This is a genomic window from Paenibacillus aquistagni, assembly GCF_900177815.1.
Taxonomy (GTDB): Bacteria; Bacillota; Bacilli; order Paenibacillales; family Paenibacillaceae; genus Paenibacillus_B; species Paenibacillus_B aquistagni.
Map to the genome: position 1 here is coordinate 1,707,531 of NZ_FXAZ01000001.1, position 14,860 is coordinate 1,722,390.

General features: G+C 47.8%; 19 protein-coding genes. 5 read left to right on the plus strand and 14 right to left on the minus strand.

Features of this window, described 5'->3' with window-relative positions:
- Nucleotides 1-24 precede the first annotated feature (24 nt).
- From spoIIIAG to B9Y93_RS08090, 8 genes are all read right to left on the minus strand, one after another.
- Complete coding sequence (spoIIIAG, locus tag B9Y93_RS08055) at nucleotides 25-690, minus strand: stage III sporulation protein AG (RefSeq protein WP_085493772.1); 666 nt, start codon at nucleotides 688-690, stop codon at nucleotides 25-27.
- A 99-nt stretch (nucleotides 691-789) separates the two neighbouring features.
- Complete coding sequence (spoIIIAF, locus tag B9Y93_RS08060) at nucleotides 790-1,578, minus strand: stage III sporulation protein AF (protein WP_085493773.1); 789 nt, start codon at nucleotides 1,576-1,578, stop codon at nucleotides 790-792.
- Nucleotides 1,579-1,599: 21 nt separating this feature from the next.
- On the minus strand, nucleotides 1,600-2,850 hold the full coding sequence (gene spoIIIAE, locus B9Y93_RS08065; protein WP_244903314.1) for a stage III sporulation protein AE: 1,251 nt from the start codon (nucleotides 2,848-2,850) through the stop codon (nucleotides 1,600-1,602).
- A gap of 18 nt (nucleotides 2,851-2,868) precedes the next feature.
- Nucleotides 2,869-3,258 (minus strand): stage III sporulation protein AD, encoded by a 390-nt coding sequence (gene spoIIIAD, locus B9Y93_RS08070; protein WP_085493774.1) that lies wholly within the window; start codon nucleotides 3,256-3,258, stop codon nucleotides 2,869-2,871.
- 10 nt (nucleotides 3,259-3,268) lie between these two features.
- On the minus strand, nucleotides 3,269-3,472 hold the full coding sequence (gene spoIIIAC / locus B9Y93_RS08075; RefSeq protein ID WP_005546700.1) for a stage III sporulation protein AC: 204 nt from the start codon (nucleotides 3,470-3,472) through the stop codon (nucleotides 3,269-3,271).
- Between the two features lie 11 nt (nucleotides 3,473-3,483).
- On the minus strand, nucleotides 3,484-4,005 hold the full coding sequence (gene spoIIIAB, locus B9Y93_RS08080) for a stage III sporulation protein SpoIIIAB (protein ID WP_244903315.1): 522 nt from the start codon (nucleotides 4,003-4,005) through the stop codon (nucleotides 3,484-3,486).
- Nucleotides 3,998-4,993: a stage III sporulation protein AA gene (spoIIIAA, locus tag B9Y93_RS08085; protein ID WP_085493775.1), complete on the minus strand. Its 996-nt coding sequence runs from the start codon at nucleotides 4,991-4,993 to the stop codon at nucleotides 3,998-4,000. The genes spoIIIAB and spoIIIAA overlap by 8 nt, the downstream gene beginning before the upstream one ends.
- 102 nt (nucleotides 4,994-5,095) lie before the next feature.
- Nucleotides 5,096-5,365: a YqhV family protein gene (locus tag B9Y93_RS08090; RefSeq protein ID WP_085493776.1), complete on the minus strand. Its 270-nt coding sequence runs from the start codon at nucleotides 5,363-5,365 to the stop codon at nucleotides 5,096-5,098.
- A gap of 182 nt (nucleotides 5,366-5,547) precedes the next feature.
- Here B9Y93_RS08090 and comA point away from each other — a divergent pair, with 182 nt between their 5' ends.
- The 3 genes from comA (at nucleotide 5,548) to B9Y93_RS08105 (ending at nucleotide 7,792) form a co-directional block, all read left to right on the plus strand.
- Nucleotides 5,548-6,366 (plus strand): phosphosulfolactate synthase, encoded by an 819-nt coding sequence (gene comA / locus B9Y93_RS08095; protein ID WP_085493777.1) that lies wholly within the window; start codon nucleotides 5,548-5,550, stop codon nucleotides 6,364-6,366.
- 64 nt (nucleotides 6,367-6,430) lie between these two features.
- A complete protein-coding gene (locus B9Y93_RS08100) occupies nucleotides 6,431-7,162 on the plus strand; it encodes a 2-phosphosulfolactate phosphatase (protein WP_085493778.1) in 732 nt (243 codons plus the stop codon).
- 165 nt (nucleotides 7,163-7,327) lie between these two features.
- Nucleotides 7,328-7,792 carry a DUF441 domain-containing protein gene (locus B9Y93_RS08105; RefSeq protein ID WP_085493779.1) on the plus strand — a complete coding sequence of 155 codons (465 nt, stop codon included), beginning with the start codon at nucleotides 7,328-7,330 and terminating at the stop codon, nucleotides 7,790-7,792.
- A 56-nt stretch (nucleotides 7,793-7,848) separates the two neighbouring features.
- Here the strand turns inward: B9Y93_RS08105 and B9Y93_RS08110 are convergent, their stop codons facing one another.
- The 5 genes from B9Y93_RS08110 to B9Y93_RS08130 form a co-directional block, all read right to left on the minus strand.
- A complete protein-coding gene (locus tag B9Y93_RS08110) occupies nucleotides 7,849-9,102 on the minus strand; it encodes an aspartate kinase (RefSeq protein ID WP_085493780.1) in 1,254 nt (417 codons plus the stop codon).
- A gap of 218 nt (nucleotides 9,103-9,320) precedes the next feature.
- The gene (efp, locus tag B9Y93_RS08115; protein ID WP_085493781.1) at nucleotides 9,321-9,878 is read right to left on the minus strand and encodes an elongation factor P; all 558 of its coding nucleotides are present in this window, start codon (nucleotides 9,876-9,878) and stop codon (nucleotides 9,321-9,323) included.
- Nucleotides 9,879-9,916: 38 nt separating this feature from the next.
- Nucleotides 9,917-10,990, minus strand: coding sequence for a M24 family metallopeptidase (locus tag B9Y93_RS08120; RefSeq protein WP_085493782.1), 1,074 nt, complete (start codon nucleotides 10,988-10,990; stop codon nucleotides 9,917-9,919).
- A gap of 42 nt (nucleotides 10,991-11,032) precedes the next feature.
- Nucleotides 11,033-11,482 (minus strand): type II 3-dehydroquinate dehydratase, encoded by a 450-nt coding sequence (aroQ, locus tag B9Y93_RS08125; protein ID WP_085493783.1) that lies wholly within the window; start codon nucleotides 11,480-11,482, stop codon nucleotides 11,033-11,035.
- A 190-nt stretch (nucleotides 11,483-11,672) separates the two neighbouring features.
- A complete protein-coding gene (locus B9Y93_RS08130) occupies nucleotides 11,673-12,233 on the minus strand; it encodes a YqhR family membrane protein (protein ID WP_085493784.1) in 561 nt (186 codons plus the stop codon).
- 313 nt (nucleotides 12,234-12,546) lie between these two features.
- On the opposite strand from B9Y93_RS08130, the gene B9Y93_RS08135 reads away from it, so the two are divergent.
- Nucleotides 12,547-13,428, plus strand: a complete 882-nt coding sequence (locus B9Y93_RS08135; protein ID WP_240968203.1) for a DUF1385 domain-containing protein — start codon at nucleotides 12,547-12,549, stop codon at nucleotides 13,426-13,428.
- Nucleotides 13,429-13,460: 32 nt separating this feature from the next.
- On the plus strand, nucleotides 13,461-13,781 hold the full coding sequence (locus B9Y93_RS08140; protein WP_085493786.1) for a hypothetical protein: 321 nt from the start codon (nucleotides 13,461-13,463) through the stop codon (nucleotides 13,779-13,781).
- Between the two features lie 28 nt (nucleotides 13,782-13,809).
- Here B9Y93_RS08140 and B9Y93_RS08145 read toward each other — a convergent pair whose 3' ends face one another.
- Nucleotides 13,810-14,811: a patatin-like phospholipase family protein gene (locus tag B9Y93_RS08145; RefSeq protein ID WP_085493787.1), complete on the minus strand. Its 1,002-nt coding sequence runs from the start codon at nucleotides 14,809-14,811 to the stop codon at nucleotides 13,810-13,812.
- Between the last annotated feature and the right edge of the window lie 49 nt (nucleotides 14,812-14,860).

The following is a 14,860-nucleotide window of genomic DNA, read 5'->3' on the forward strand; positions in this document are numbered from 1 at the left end:
ATACCCTCCTTATGCTTAGAGCAATTATTCCGCGACCTTGCGCGGTACGACCGAGATTCGATAGGCAGGCACGTTCAGTCCTTTTTCTACCGCATCGGTTATGAACTGTTTTACGGTTTGGTTTTCTGCACCCTTGGCAACGACGATAACTCCTCTGATCTTTGGCTTAATGCGCTTCGTGACGATCGGTTCATTATTGTCTGGCGTCTCTACCATGACGATTTCCCCATCTCGCGAGTACTGCGTAATATGGCGCTTGCCGCCATTCGCATCCGTTTCTTCGGTAACCTGCTGCTGATCCTTCATATTGCGCTGAATGACCAACTCCTCTGTGGAGTCAATCGTTACCATTACTTCCACTTGACCCACACCAACAACATCTTCAAGAATGGACCGAATTCTTGTTTCAAACGAATTCTCGATCATCTCAAAAACTCCCATTGGTTGTGAACCCGGCGACCCATCAACACCTGCTGGCAGCGATGTATTCATAGTTGGAGGTTCACGTCCTTCATTGCCCTTCAAGAGATTCCCTGCTCCTTGCAGCGGGTTCAATGAGCTAAAGAGCACAAGACCGACACCAACGAGGCCTAGCAGAAGCAGCCACCGAAATGACTGCACTCTTTTGGATCCGCCCTCCCCGCCGCCGATGATGGATTCCATTTTTTGCAGCCATTTCGCCACCTTCATCAACCGCCTTATTAGAGTATGATGGACGGGCTTTACCTTGTCCTTAATTCACCTATACGCGACTTGTCCAGATTTATGACTGGTTTGTCCAAAAATCATTCATTTTTTCTCATCCCACACAAATGCAATCTGATCTTTCTGTACGAGCCATTGTGTCGTAAGCGCTTTGATAATTAGAGACTCCGTCTCTTTAACAACCTGAGCACGCGCTTCCTGAGCAGTCATGTTGACTATTTGTTCTTGCTTCGAGTCGCTGACGGAGGTCGAGCCGATATCTATCTTTGGCACAGCCTGCACAGGGTCAACTTCATTTGATGAAGAAGAGGCCTCGTCAGAATCACCTGCTTGTCGAGAGGGAGAACCTTTTGTCACATTCAAAAAAACGACAATTTTCTCAATTGCAGGCTCTCGTTTTCCTGCAGCCTGCATTAATCTCACTTCCACACGTTCCGTCTCAGCATACAGTCCTTGCTGCACAAATACAGGAATGTCACCAGACTGGGACGATCCATCTTCTGGCCATGCCGAAGCTTGAAGCATCTCATTCACATGTCCCTTCATGTTAGAGCCAAGCTGTGATGCCGCGAATTGACGCGCCTGCTCCTCTCGCTTTGCCGTAAGCTTGGCCGCTTCACGTTCAATGGCCGTTAAGGAGGTAAAAGCGCTTGTCGTCTCCATTGCCGCCTTATTCCACTCATTAGCGACATCCTCCGCAATATTCTCATGGAACAACTTCATAATCGGCGTTAACAGAATCAAGAGAATAATAAGGCTCAGCATCAGCTTGACGTAGCGCTGCATGGATCGATTAGGCAGCAGCAGATCGATAAAGGTCGCAAGCAGGATGACCATAATGATTTCTTTTAACCACTGGCTTAACCAGCTCATAACAGGCCTCCTTCCTGCAAGCTAACGCATCATAACGGTGACATTGCCTGCTGTCAGCAAGATCGTGATGGCAAGAAAAAACATGAGGCTAACCGCTGCAAGCGCTGCAAATACATAGATCATGCTCTTCCCGACCGTCTTCAAGCAGCCGACGACTGGTGTGTCGCCAAGGGGCTGCATGATGGCAGCAGATACATTGTATATAAGGGAAAGCGCGAGAATCTTGATCGCTGGAAACGCACATAGAAACAGCAAGATGATAACCCCTGTGAGGCCTACGGCATTCTTCACAAGCAAGGACGCGGATATCACGGTATCCGTAGCGTCCGAGAATACCCTTCCGACGACCGGCACGAAATTGCCGGTAATATACTTCGCCGTCTTCAATGCCACTCCGTCCGTAACAGAGCTTGTCACCCCTTGCACGGAGATGACGCCAAGGAATACGGTAAGCAATACCCCTAAGAGCCCCACACTGATGTTGCGCAGCAAATTAGCAAGCTGCGTTACCTTGTATTTGTCCGTAATCGTGCTGACGATATGAAGTACTGCGGAAAAGAACAACAGCGGGAAGACTACCATATAGATCAAGGTTCCGATAATATGAATCATAAAAATGATCAGAGGATGAAGCACGGATACAGTAACGACATTGCCTAGAGAGGCTAGCAAGGTGAACAGAAGCGGCACCATCGCCATCATAAAGTGGATCATGCTGGTGATGGCGTCCTTCGCATAGCCAATGGCTATGTTAAAGCTGTTGATGGCCAATATGATGATGACCAAATAAGAAATAGAGTAGGCAATTTTGCTAACTGCGTTGCGTTCAAAGGCTGCCTGCAGCGTTTCAAGCACCATGCTGAAGACTGCTAAAATGACGATCGTAACGATCAGCTTTCCATTTAACAGCACCTCTTGAAGCATGAAGCCTCCAAGTGCTTTTAAGGCATTCTCCATCGTCAGCCTCTCGCCGCCAGGAAGAATAAGGTCCGCAAAGCTTGGCAGCGAATCTCTTGGGAAAAAGCCTCCATACTTGTCCAACAGGTCCTGCCAGTATTCCTCCACTTCACTTGTCGCTAGTTCACTCGCCTGCTTCTCCATCCAATCCTGCGTAATGCCTTGATCCACCGGAGTGGCTTGTACGCTGCCTGCACCAGCAGAAGAATTGTGTTCAGATGAGGCAAATGCAGCACTTGTCCCGAACATCAGCAAGCTGAGCATGATGAGCACTATTGCAATGACAATGAAGCGCCTAGGGGACCATAGCTTCACCTGATACTCCTCCTTCCTTTATGCAGGCAGCAGTTTCATAACCGTTTCGATGACGACACTAATGATGGGAATGGCAAGCACCATAATTAATACTTTGCCAGCGAGCTCGATCTTGGAGGCAATACCATCCTGACCAGCATCACGTACGATCTGAGCGCCGAATTCCGCAATATAGGCAATGCCGATAATTTTGAGTATCGTTTTTAAATACACCGGTTCAATGCCTGATCGCTCAGCTAGATCCTCAAGCACTTGAATAACGGATTCAATCTTCCCAATGAGAAACAAAAAGATCACAATACCCGTAAACGTCGCGATAAGAAATGCGAACATCGGTTTCTGTTCCTTGACGACAAGTACGAGTATCGCTGCAATGAGTCCAAGACCGACGATCTGAATAATTTCCATCGCGCTTCACCTACTGAAAGAGAAAAATGGTCTTGATTTCTTGGAAAAGATGATCCAGCAAGCGAACGACCATAAACAGCACCACCACGAAGCCAATGACAGTTACCCAATGGGCCATGTCTTCCTTCCCCATTTGCTTAAGGACGGTGTGAATCATGGCAATAATGATGCCGATTCCGGCAATTTGAAAGATTGCACTGACATCCACATTCATGCCGCAGCACCTCAATACATCAGAATAACGAGCATAATTCCACTTAATACCCCTAGACTTTTCGACATCCTGCCGAATTGCAAGTAATCATCTCTTGCTGCACTTTCCTCCTGCTCCAGCCGCTTCACAGCATGTCTCAAATGATTGCGTTGATCTTCGCGGTCACTAACCCCTAAGCTTGCTCCAAGCTCATATAATATGCGCAGGTCTTGGTCTTTCATGGAAAGCCTTCCCTTGTAAACGTGAAGCGCCTTCTCCCATGCATCCTTTGCTGTAGTCACCCCTGCTCTAGACTGCATGAGATCAGAAGCATAGCCGAACACCTGCTTCAAGGGAGCGGCAGCCTGGTGGGACAGATCCCGAAAGGCCTCATCAAGCGGTGTATAGCCATACATGATTGAGGTTTCCAGCCGCTCTAATGCATGAATCATTTGTCTGATCTGACGAACTCGCGAGGCATAGCTGGACGACTGCACCCAGCCGATCGCTGTGGCTGCTGCAATAATCATGGCAGCACCCATAATTTTAAACACGAGCACCACCCCTCACCGTATCGATCAGCATGGCTCGCTTCTTTTCATCAAACACTCGAAACGTCATTTGTTTCTTTGTCCTTTGCAAGAACACGATTCGACGAAATACGCCTTCTGTCAGCAGCTCGCTTAAGCCCGGTCGTCTGACCAGTTCGTCGAGCGCTTGTCCGTGGGCTGTCGCAATGACCGATACGCCCGCATGAATCGCTTCTCTCATTGCCAGAACGTCCTCCATTCGTCCAAACTCATCTACGACGAGCACCTCAGGAGACATGGAACGTATTAGCATCATCATGCCTTCGGCCTTCGGACAGCCATCCAGCACGTCGCTTCTCACCCCAAGATCGAAGCTCGGCACACCTTTGATGCAGCCGGCAATCTCGGAACGCTCATCTACAACGCCTACCTTCATTGCCTTCCAAGTTGCATCAGCATGACACCATTCTCCACTTGAGATCATGCGCACCAAATCTCGAAGGAGCGTTGTCTTCCCATGCTGTGGCGGCGATACGATTAACGTGTGATGCACACCCTTCTGACCAAAGTCCAATAAATAAGGAAGAATTGGCTTCCCAACTCCCTTAACTTCTCTAGCAATGCGAATGTTAAAGCCTGCAATATCTCGAAGGTGACTCACCTTGCCTTGTGACAAGACGGTGCGACCAGACATCCCGACACGATGCCCTCCTGCCACCGTGACAAACCCTCTCCGAAGCTGTTCTTCCATCGTATATAAGGAATGATTGGTCATAAGATCAAGCAATCGATGACAATCCTCCTTATTCGGCTTGTAGGCGCCAGAAGACAGATCCGTCAGCTTCCCTTCACTCGTTACAAATCCATAGCTTCCGCCAAAAATAACTTCAAGCGGCCTGTCCTCACGCACTCGAACTTCTTCTAGCTCTGCGAGCACGCGATCTGGCAGCGACATGATCATCGCCCGCACTTCTGGAGGCAAGATGAGCGACCAGTTTGCATTTCGTTTCATGACGAACGCTCTCCTTTTGTCACACAGTCAACTTGACTAGGAACATGTCCATACCTGATATGTATGGGACATCCCTTCACCTTATGACTATGGAACAACGCACTACTTTTTCAGAATGCCGATTAGCAGGCACATCACGCCAAAGCCAATCCAAATAAACTTCCCCCAACTCAGCTTGTCAGCAATACCAATCAGGCCAATGGTCGTTGTTGCAATCAATACCATTGGACCAACTAACGCAAGCATGGAATTCACAAGCAGCGCTTTTTCAGGATTGTTGAAGCGAAGCATCAGGACTGCAGCAAGTAGCTCCAAGCTTCCAGAGACCATTCGCAGGCTTGCCATGCTCAGCACAAATTTATCCCAAGGCATTGGTGCCCCTCCTTTCTCATAGATCAGGTTAGTACATGCTATGCAGCGGCTGTACATTTTAGAGCTATCGATCAGCAATACATCTCATGGATGAATAGGCACCTGTCAGGGAGGGCACGCATATATTGCTTGCATATATACTCCATCAATAGACCTCGCTGATAAGAATGGGAGGAAGAGAAATGAATCCTACAAGTCCCGCTTTGGATTGGCCTAAGCTGCTGCTTGATCCTAGCTGCAGCCGCTTGAGCAAGCCGCGAGCAGCCGGCTTAACCATGGTGATGGATAAAGGAATGGGCATGCATGCATTTGAGGACATGATCATGACCTCTCATGAACATATGGATGTGATCAAACTTGGCTTCGGCACGAGTGTGATTGTTCCAAGAGCAATTATCGAAGCAAAAACGAAGCTTGCCAAAGCACATAATTTGCTGATTATGCCAGGAGGAACACTGCTTGAGCTTGCCTTTATCCAAGGTGTTGTCCATGACTTTTTCCATATGATGCGTTCACTCGGATTTAACGCCATTGAAGTATCGGATGGGACGATCTCGCTGTCACGCAAGGAACGCAACACCTTGATCCACTTAGCCATTCAATATGGATTTCACGTCAGCACGGAGTACGGAAAAAAACTTGAGCACAGTGAATTCGTACTGGATCAGCTTGCAGAAACGTATTTGGAAGATCTGGCAAACGGTGCAGAATGGATGACGCTAGAGGGCCGTGAATCTGGGGCAGGTGTGGGAATCTATCATTCGAACGGAAGCTGTGACCAAGAACTAGTCGATGCCATTCTGAACAGCATTCCTCATCCAGATCAGCTCATGTGGGAGGCTCCAAATAAAAACCAGCAATTGTTTATTCTAAAGCGAGCAGGCACGAATGTTAGTCTTGGCAATGTAGGATCTCAGGATATCATCGCATTGGAGGCGCTGCGGCGGGGGCTTCGATCAGACACGATGATCGACCATGTCGCTTATCATTATGACATTTAGTTCATTTCTTCCTCATGCTTCTAGCTATCGTCGTCCACTTCGAGTAGGAAGGAGGTATACACCGATGCATATAGATGTTATCGCCAGTATCAACGAAGCTAGAGCCATTGATCTGAGTCAGCGTACCGTAATTGTAATTGATGTTCTCCGGGCGACAAGCACGATCGTGACCGCACTTGCTCACGGAGCCTCAGGCGTGATTCCTGTAGAGACAATCGGTCAAGCCAAGCAATGCGCCGGAACACACGATCTGCTTGGAGGAGAGCGGTACTGCAAGAAGATTCCTGGATTTGACCTTGGCAATTCCCCGCTCGAATATACGGGAGCAAGTATGAAAGGCAAGAGAATTATTCTGACCACAACGAACGGTACACGCGCCATCCAAAAGTCCTTGAAGGCAGAGTATATCTTTGCAGGAAGCCTCCTGAATGCCAAGGCTTGCGCCATGACTGCGCTTAAGCTTCGCAATGATATCGCACTGTTATGTGCGGGCACACAAGACAACTTTGCCTTTGAAGATGGAATATGTGCCGGCATGATCCTTCATGAGATGCTGCACCTGCCTCTCCCATCGGAGTTGAATCTTGTATACAATGATCTTGGAAAAATGGTCCTGAGCGCGTATCGACATCATCAAGACAATATGCATATGGCTTTGATGGATTGTGCTAGCGGCAGACGCTTGATGAAGATCGGCTATGCCCAAGACATTGAGCATTGTGCCCAATTGAATGCCATCTCACTTGTCCCCCGCTTTGATAGGCATATGATGATCCCTTTCTCTCTTGCAATATAACACCGGGATACCTGCTTCAATCCCTTCATCATCATGCGTTGTTCTAATCTGTGGGGCAGTGCTCATACATCTAATATGTAGCTTGTACTCACTCCCAGTTCAGCGCCGATTCTTAGACGATGCATAGAGAATCGGCGTCGAACCTTTGATCAAAGGAGCACGATTATGAATGGTGAACTCGTTCTCGTTACACTCATTGTCATCGGACTTGTGAGCCGCTCTTCCATTTTGACGACGGCTGCCTGTATCCTTCTTATTGTCAAGTTGGTTCAGCTTGAACGGTTCTTGCCTTCCATTGAGCGCAGAGGCATGGAACTAGGTTTGTTATTCTTGACAATTGCCGTTCTCGTTCCCTTTGCCGCTGAACATGTCACATACAAGGATGTCGTTCGGACGCTTACATCCTGGACAGGCATCTTGGCTATCCTTGGCGGTGCAATTGCAACACTGATGAATAATCAAGGGCTTGATCTATTAAAAAACGATCCTCAAATGATCATTGGCCTTGTAGCAGGCTCGATCATCGGGATCGTCTTTATGCGCGGAATTCCTGTCGGCCCCTTAATGGCAGCAGGCATCACCGCAATCCTTATTCAAGTATTTAACTGGATAACCTCAAAAGGAGGTTAACCAGATGAATATCAGACAAGCATGTCATATTCATCTTCCAAGCTGCTCTTTGTGGCTTAACGACGATCTTGTGGACCACCGACGTAGGCCTGTTCCAAGGTATCAAGGCCATAAGCCGTATGCAAGGCTGTGACCACGTCCTGCAGCTTGTTGTCTGCAATAACGCAGGACACTTTAATCTCAGACGTGCTGACCATCTTAATGCTGATGCCCGTTCCGGAGATGACCTCGAACATCTTAGCTGCAACACCTGGATGGCTGACCATGCCCGCGCCTACGATGGACACCTTTACAAGATCAACTTCAGATGTTACTTCACGGTATGGGAGCGTAGCACGCAGCCCTTCAAGCACAGCAATCGCACGATCATGATCATCACGAGCTGTGGAGAATGAGAAGTCCGCTTCGCCATCCATGACACCGCTTTGCACAATAATATCGACATCAATGCCAGCATCGGCCAATGCACCGAATACCGTTGCCAATATGCCAGGCTGATCAACCACGCCTAGAATGCTAATACGCGCTACATTTTTATCATATGCGATTCCGCTTACAACGACTCCCTGCTCCATGACTGCATCCTCCTTCACGACCGTTCCTTCATTATGATTAAAGCTTGATCTTACGACCAGACATACATTGTTGTGCTTCGCGTACTCTACCGCTCTTGGATGCAGTACAGCCGCTCCCAGATGTGCCAGCTCCAGCATCTCGTCATACGAGATTTCTTTAAGCTTGCGAGCGCATCTTACAATACGAGGGTCGGTCGAGTAGATGCCGTCCACGTCCGTATAGATTTCGCATACATCTGCTTCAATTGCAGCCGCCAAAGCAACCGCTGTCGTATCAGAGCCTCCTCGGCCAAGGGTCGTAATCTCCCCTTGATCCGACATTCCTTGGAACCCTGCAACGATCACGATGCGACCGTTATCAATTGCTCGCTTAACACGTTCTGGCTGAATATCCAATATACGCGCCTTGGAATGGGTATCATCCGTCTTGAAGCCAGCCTGCCAGCCTGTGAAAGAAACCGCTTCATGTCCTAGGCCATGAATAGCCATTGACAACAGGGCAACGCTGATCTGCTCTCCAGTGGTGAGCAGCATGTCCATCTCGCGCGCTGGAGGCGCTTCGCATAACAGCTTCGACTTATCAATCAGTTCATCCGTCGTATCTCCCATAGCAGACACAACAACAACACATTGATGGCCTTCCTCTTTCTTCTCCACAATTCTCTTGGCGACCCGCTTCATGCGTTCGGTATCCCCAACAGAGCTTCCCCCGAATTTCATTACGAATAATGCCACAGAAGATTCACTCCAATCCCGACGGAATGTATTTATTTAATTGCATATTATACCACATCTTTCCCAAAGCGGTGGAAAAAGATTGACGGATCCGCATGGAAAATATACTGAAGCGCTGGAATATTCGTTTTATGCGGTCGCAAACAAAAAATCCCCCATCTACGATAACGGGCAGCACAGCAGCCTTATTACCATAGATGGAGGATCCATGCCCCCTACTAAGCGCGGGAAATATATTTGCCTTCGCGTGTATCGATAAGAAGCACATCGCCTTCGTTAATGAAGAGCGGAACTTGAACGTTAAGGCCTGTTTCCACCGTTGCGCTCTTAAGCGCGCCTTGTGCCGTATTACCTTTAACGCCTGGCTCTGTCTCAATAACTTTCAGCTCAACACTGTTTGGCAAGTTAATACCGATGATCTCGCCTTGATAGCTGACGATATTAACAATGCTGTTGTCCTTCAAGAAGTTCAATTCCCATTCCAATTGATCTTTGGACAAGGAGAATTGATCATAGGATTCGTTATCCATGAACGTATATTCGTCACCGCTGTTGTACAGGTATTGCACTTCACGATTGTCGATTTGTGCACGGGAGATCGTCTCGCCAGCACGGAATGTTTTCTCTGTTACGTTACCATTGCGCAGATTGCGAAGCTTGGAACGAACGAAAGCAGCGCCTTTACCTGGTTTTACGTGTTGGAATTCGATGACGGAGAAGATGTCGCCGTCTACTTCAACCGTCAAGCCTGTTTTAAAATCGTTAACTGAAATCACTAAATTTCCCTCCTAGAAAACGTACATGCTGAGCTTGACTATACATCCAGCAGCAGCAACTCTTTGGTAGAATGTGTTATTATTTCAATCCCGTTCTCTGTAATGACAATGTCATCCTCAATGCGAACACCGCCAAAGCCAGGTACATAAATACCCGGTTCAACCGTTACCACATGGCCGGGAGCTAACACCATATCGCTTGTTTTTGCCAAATTAGGCGATTCATGAATTTCCATACCGATACCGTGTCCAAGGCTGTGCCCAAAGTTCGGACCATAGCCGTGCTTCTCGATAATATCACGAGACAGCGCATCAGCTTCCTTGCCGGTCATGCCTGGACGGATGTGCTCCAGCGCATGCAGCTGAGATTCAAGAACAATATTGTAGATCTCTTTATGTTTGTCTGTCGGCGTACCTAAGAATACCGTACGCGTAATGTCAGAGCAATACCCTTTGTAATATGCACCAAAATCCAGCTTAACGAACTCATTGCCTTTGATGATGCGTTCGCTGGCTACACCATGAGGCAGAGCAGAACGCTCTCCTGATGCAACAATCGTATCGAACGAGCTTGAAGTCGCGCCATTCTTGCGCATGAAGTATTCCATTTCAAGCGCAATATCCATCTCCGATACGCCAGGCTTCAAATAGCTCAGAATATGGCTGAAAGTCCGATCTGCGAGCTCTGCTGCTTCCTTCAGAATCTTAATCTCTGATTGATCCTTGATGCGGCGCAGGTTCTCAATGATTCCGCTCGTTGGCACCAATTCCACAGGCGTAAGCTCTTCTTGATACTGTACAAAAGAAGCATAGCTTACATGATCCTGCTCCATAGCAAGCGTCTTGATGCCATTGTCGTGCAGCAGTTCCTTCAGTGTATCCGTTACCTTGCCATGCTGAATGACTTCAAAGCCAGCAGCCTGTTCAGGGGCTTGCGTCATATAACGGAAGTCCGTCAATAAGATCGCACGATCCTTCGTGATCAGTACGTAGCCGGAGGAACCTGTGAAGCCCGTCATATAGCGACGGTTAATCTCACTGGCGATCCAAATCGCCTCCAAACCACGCTCGTCCATCTCCTTGCGAAGTCGTTCTACACGTGCATTACTCATTGCGATCATCTCCTGTTCTCGTTTCATCCCTCGTGGTGAATGCTACTGTTCCTTGGACTTGATAACGGCTTGATGGAGCGCATAAAGCCCTAAAGTATAGCTGTGTGAACCGAATCCCGCGATCTGTCCCACTGCAACTGGAGCGATCACAGAATGATGGCGAAATGCCTCTCGCTTATGAATATTGGACATATGAACTTCAACCGTCGGCAATCCGACTGTGCTTATAGCATCCCGCAGGGCATAGCTGTAATGCGTCCATGCTCCTGGATTAATAAGAATGCCGTCTAGCTGTCCATAAGCTTCGTGGATGCGATCAATGACAGCTCCCTCATGATTGCTCTGGAAAAAGACTAGAGCAACGCCTAGCTCCTCAGCAAGAGCGCTTAGCTCTGCCTCAATATCAGCAAGGGTATGGCGGCCATACACCTCAGGCTCACGTATGCCGAGCATATTCAAATTCGGTCCATTCACTACTAAGTAAGAAGTCATCCTCTTCTCCCACCCGTCAATATACACGCTTCTCGCGTTTGTTCCTATGTAGATCCAGCGGCAATCTGCCGATGGTGTGCAGACGAATACTCACGTATTTTATCATACGATAAGGCGATTGAGAAGCACTAGAGCGGATACAATCCGTACACGATGATAAAAAAAGCAAAGGAGCATGCTTTAGGATCACTTATTGCGTAGAAGGACTTGGCTGTTGATTGTTCATATTGCTCCCATTCGATTGATTATCCGGTTCGCGCAGGCGTTCATCATTGAACTCCATTGCAACGGTGTAGCCAATGAACAGCCCCCACAAAATAAACAGACAACTGTCTGTCCAAATCGTATTCCAAGTCGTCTTGGTCACTTGAGGCATCAACCCAATCATGGGACCAAATGCAACAAATAAGAGGAGCCACCACACAAAGCCATAAATCATCCCGCCCCAAGGCCCCGTATATTTTTTGAATAGAAAGGTATAGATCAAGCTGGCCACGATAGAGAACAGGATAAAGGATACTAGACCCACAACTCCTCCCTTCCATGTCAACAGATACTTATGGCTGTAAAAGGGCTCGACCAAAAAACCTGGAACCACTTTCGTAAAACTCAAGGCATAAGACATCCATCGCATGCATCCCCAAATCAACCCTGCAAAAAATCCAAGCCGAACAGCAAACAAAAAAGGATTTGTACGCTGCTGCTGCGTGTCCTTATTGTTCTGCTCTCTGCGATATTGAAATTCCTTCATGCTGAAGCCTCCCTTATTCTTGAAAGTCAGGTTGATGAATAAAATTAGTATGCGCCCTTCACTTTCTTTTCATGAGACAATAAGCCTAAGCGCAAGTTATCAATCCCGCCCGTGTGAATGCTTTGCCAGATGATTCATGCGGACCAGATGCCTAGCAGCTGCATACAGTAGCGCGAACGTTATATTTTCGCTACAATAAGACTATGCAAAAGGGCATTAAGTCTGAGTGTTACGGATGAGGAAGGTGAAAGATTTGTCTAACAACCAAGGAGCAGCGGCTATTTATGGCGGACAGGCCGTCATTGAGGGGGTCATGATGGGAGGCCGTCATGTCAATGTGACAGCTGTTCGACGCAAAAACAATGAAATATCCTTTTACGAAGTGCCTCGTGCAGATAAGGAATGGGTAAAAACGCTAAAGAAGATTCCATTTATACGAGGTCTGGTATCCATTATAGATTCCAGCGCTAAAGGAGCGAAGCATCTGAACTTCGCAACAGAGAAGTACGCAGAAGATGAAGAAGGACCGATTGAGGAGTCTGAGAAAAAAGGCTGGGATATGACTATGGTGCTTGGCGTGGCCGTCGTCGGGATCTTATCCTTTATTTTTGGCAAAGTCATCTTCACCGCAACTCCTGCAATTATTGAGCAGATTTTGTTCGGCAAGTTATTTGATGGCAAGGTTCTTCATACGATGATTGAAGGTGTTATTAAAATCATTTTACTGCTCGTTTACTTGTATGTGATCTCCTTAACACCGCTAATCAAACGGCTATTCATGTACCACGGAGCAGAGCATAAGGTGATAAGCGCACATGAAGCAGGCGTCGAGCTTACGGTCAGCAATGTCCAAAAATTCAGCCGGCTCCATTATCGTTGTGGAAGCAGCTTCATCGTATTTACGGTTATCGTCGGTGTCATCATTTATTCCTTTGTCAGCTATGACACGCTCTGGGATCGCGTCTTATGGCGCCTTGCGCTGCTGCCTGTGGTCATCGGCGTCTCCTATGAAGTGCTTCGCATGACGAACGCAGTTCGCGAGATTCCTGTTCTGCGCTTATTGGGTTATCCAGGGCTGTGGCTGCAAAAACTTACTACCAAAGAGCCGACGGATGATATGGTAGAAGTATCTATCGCAAGCTTCAAGCGCATGCTGGAGCTCGATCAGCAAATGAGCCTGAATAAAGTATCCTGAATGGACCAATCACGATGAAGGGATGGATGTGAATGAAGATTCCCTCTTGGCTTATTTTCGTTCTGCTTGCACTTGCAGGTATCGGGCTGATCAGTCAAATTGGCACGAATCCGTCAATGTTTATCATTCCCATCGTGCTCGTCGTCATCATCTTTGCTGCCTACAAGTGGGGACCTAAGACTTCGAAGCCGCGAGTCAAGAAATCTGCTCGCACAGAGGCAAAGGTTAAGGCCATGACACAACAGCACAAGCAAAAAGCAAAGCCGGTTAAGGCGGTTCGCAAGAAGTCCCAAGCGAAGCTTCAAGTCATTGAAGGACATAAAGGCAAGTCGCGCGCACAATCTGGTGAATAAGCAATAGGCATAGTAAAAGGAGAAGACATCAATGGTCTTCTCCTTTTTTACTGAACTGAACATGTATATTCGGCTTTGTTGTATACTGCTTGAACATGTGCTCATACTGCGTGTAGGTCCATTGATCAAAAAAGGCTTGACCGGCTGCTTCTCCGGATTGATACAGCGCAAGACTCATCTCTTCGGATACATCAAATTGGGTAACCCCCACCCCTAATGTAGGAATCTTGATGGTGCGGAACCGATTGCGCTGTTCAATATATCGCTCATCATGCGCGGACAGCATCGTCTCGACCATGGCCTGCAGCATGGATATCAAGCCATGAATGGAATGAGGCTGGCCTTCATTCTTCCCTACGAGCTGAAAGCCTATCGTCGGAACCATGCGTTTGGTTCTGGGATCGGTCTCATCCTCGAACAGCCATAGCGGGAAGTTGCTGAGCAGGCCGCCATCCACAATATAGGTGAACGACTTGCGAAACGGCTTTTTTCTTCCGCTCTTCAATTGCTCCCTCATCATCACAGGGTCGAAAAAATAAGGAATGCTTGTACTCATTCTCACAGCTTTGCTTATCGGAAAATGCTTCGACTGAATGCCGTATTGATGAAGATCATCCGGCAATACAACGATGCGGCCGTTGGTAATATCAGATGCGATAATGCGCAGGCGATCTTTCCCTATATCGCCAAAGGTTCTCACGCCTTTTTTGCGCAGCAGCTCGTCGATCCAATATTCGAGCGCATCCCCGCTGTACAGCCCTTTTCGAAGAAGCAGTCTCATTGCTGGCCCAATCCACTTGATATTAAAGATCGAAGCTCGCTTTAGAAATGAGGAAAAGGGCATTGTCAAAATAATATCTTTCATTTCTTCAGCCGTATATCCTGCTGCCACCAAGGAAGCTACGATTGCTCCTGAGGAAGTGCCCGCCACCCGATGAAAGGTAATCCCCTCTTGCTCCGCAGCGTGTATGGCTCCCGCCAGCGCGATCCCTCTTACACCTCCGCCTTCAAACACCGCATTGATCTCCATCTGTTACCCCTCCCATGGGAAACGAGATCAGATACTTGAAGAAACGCTC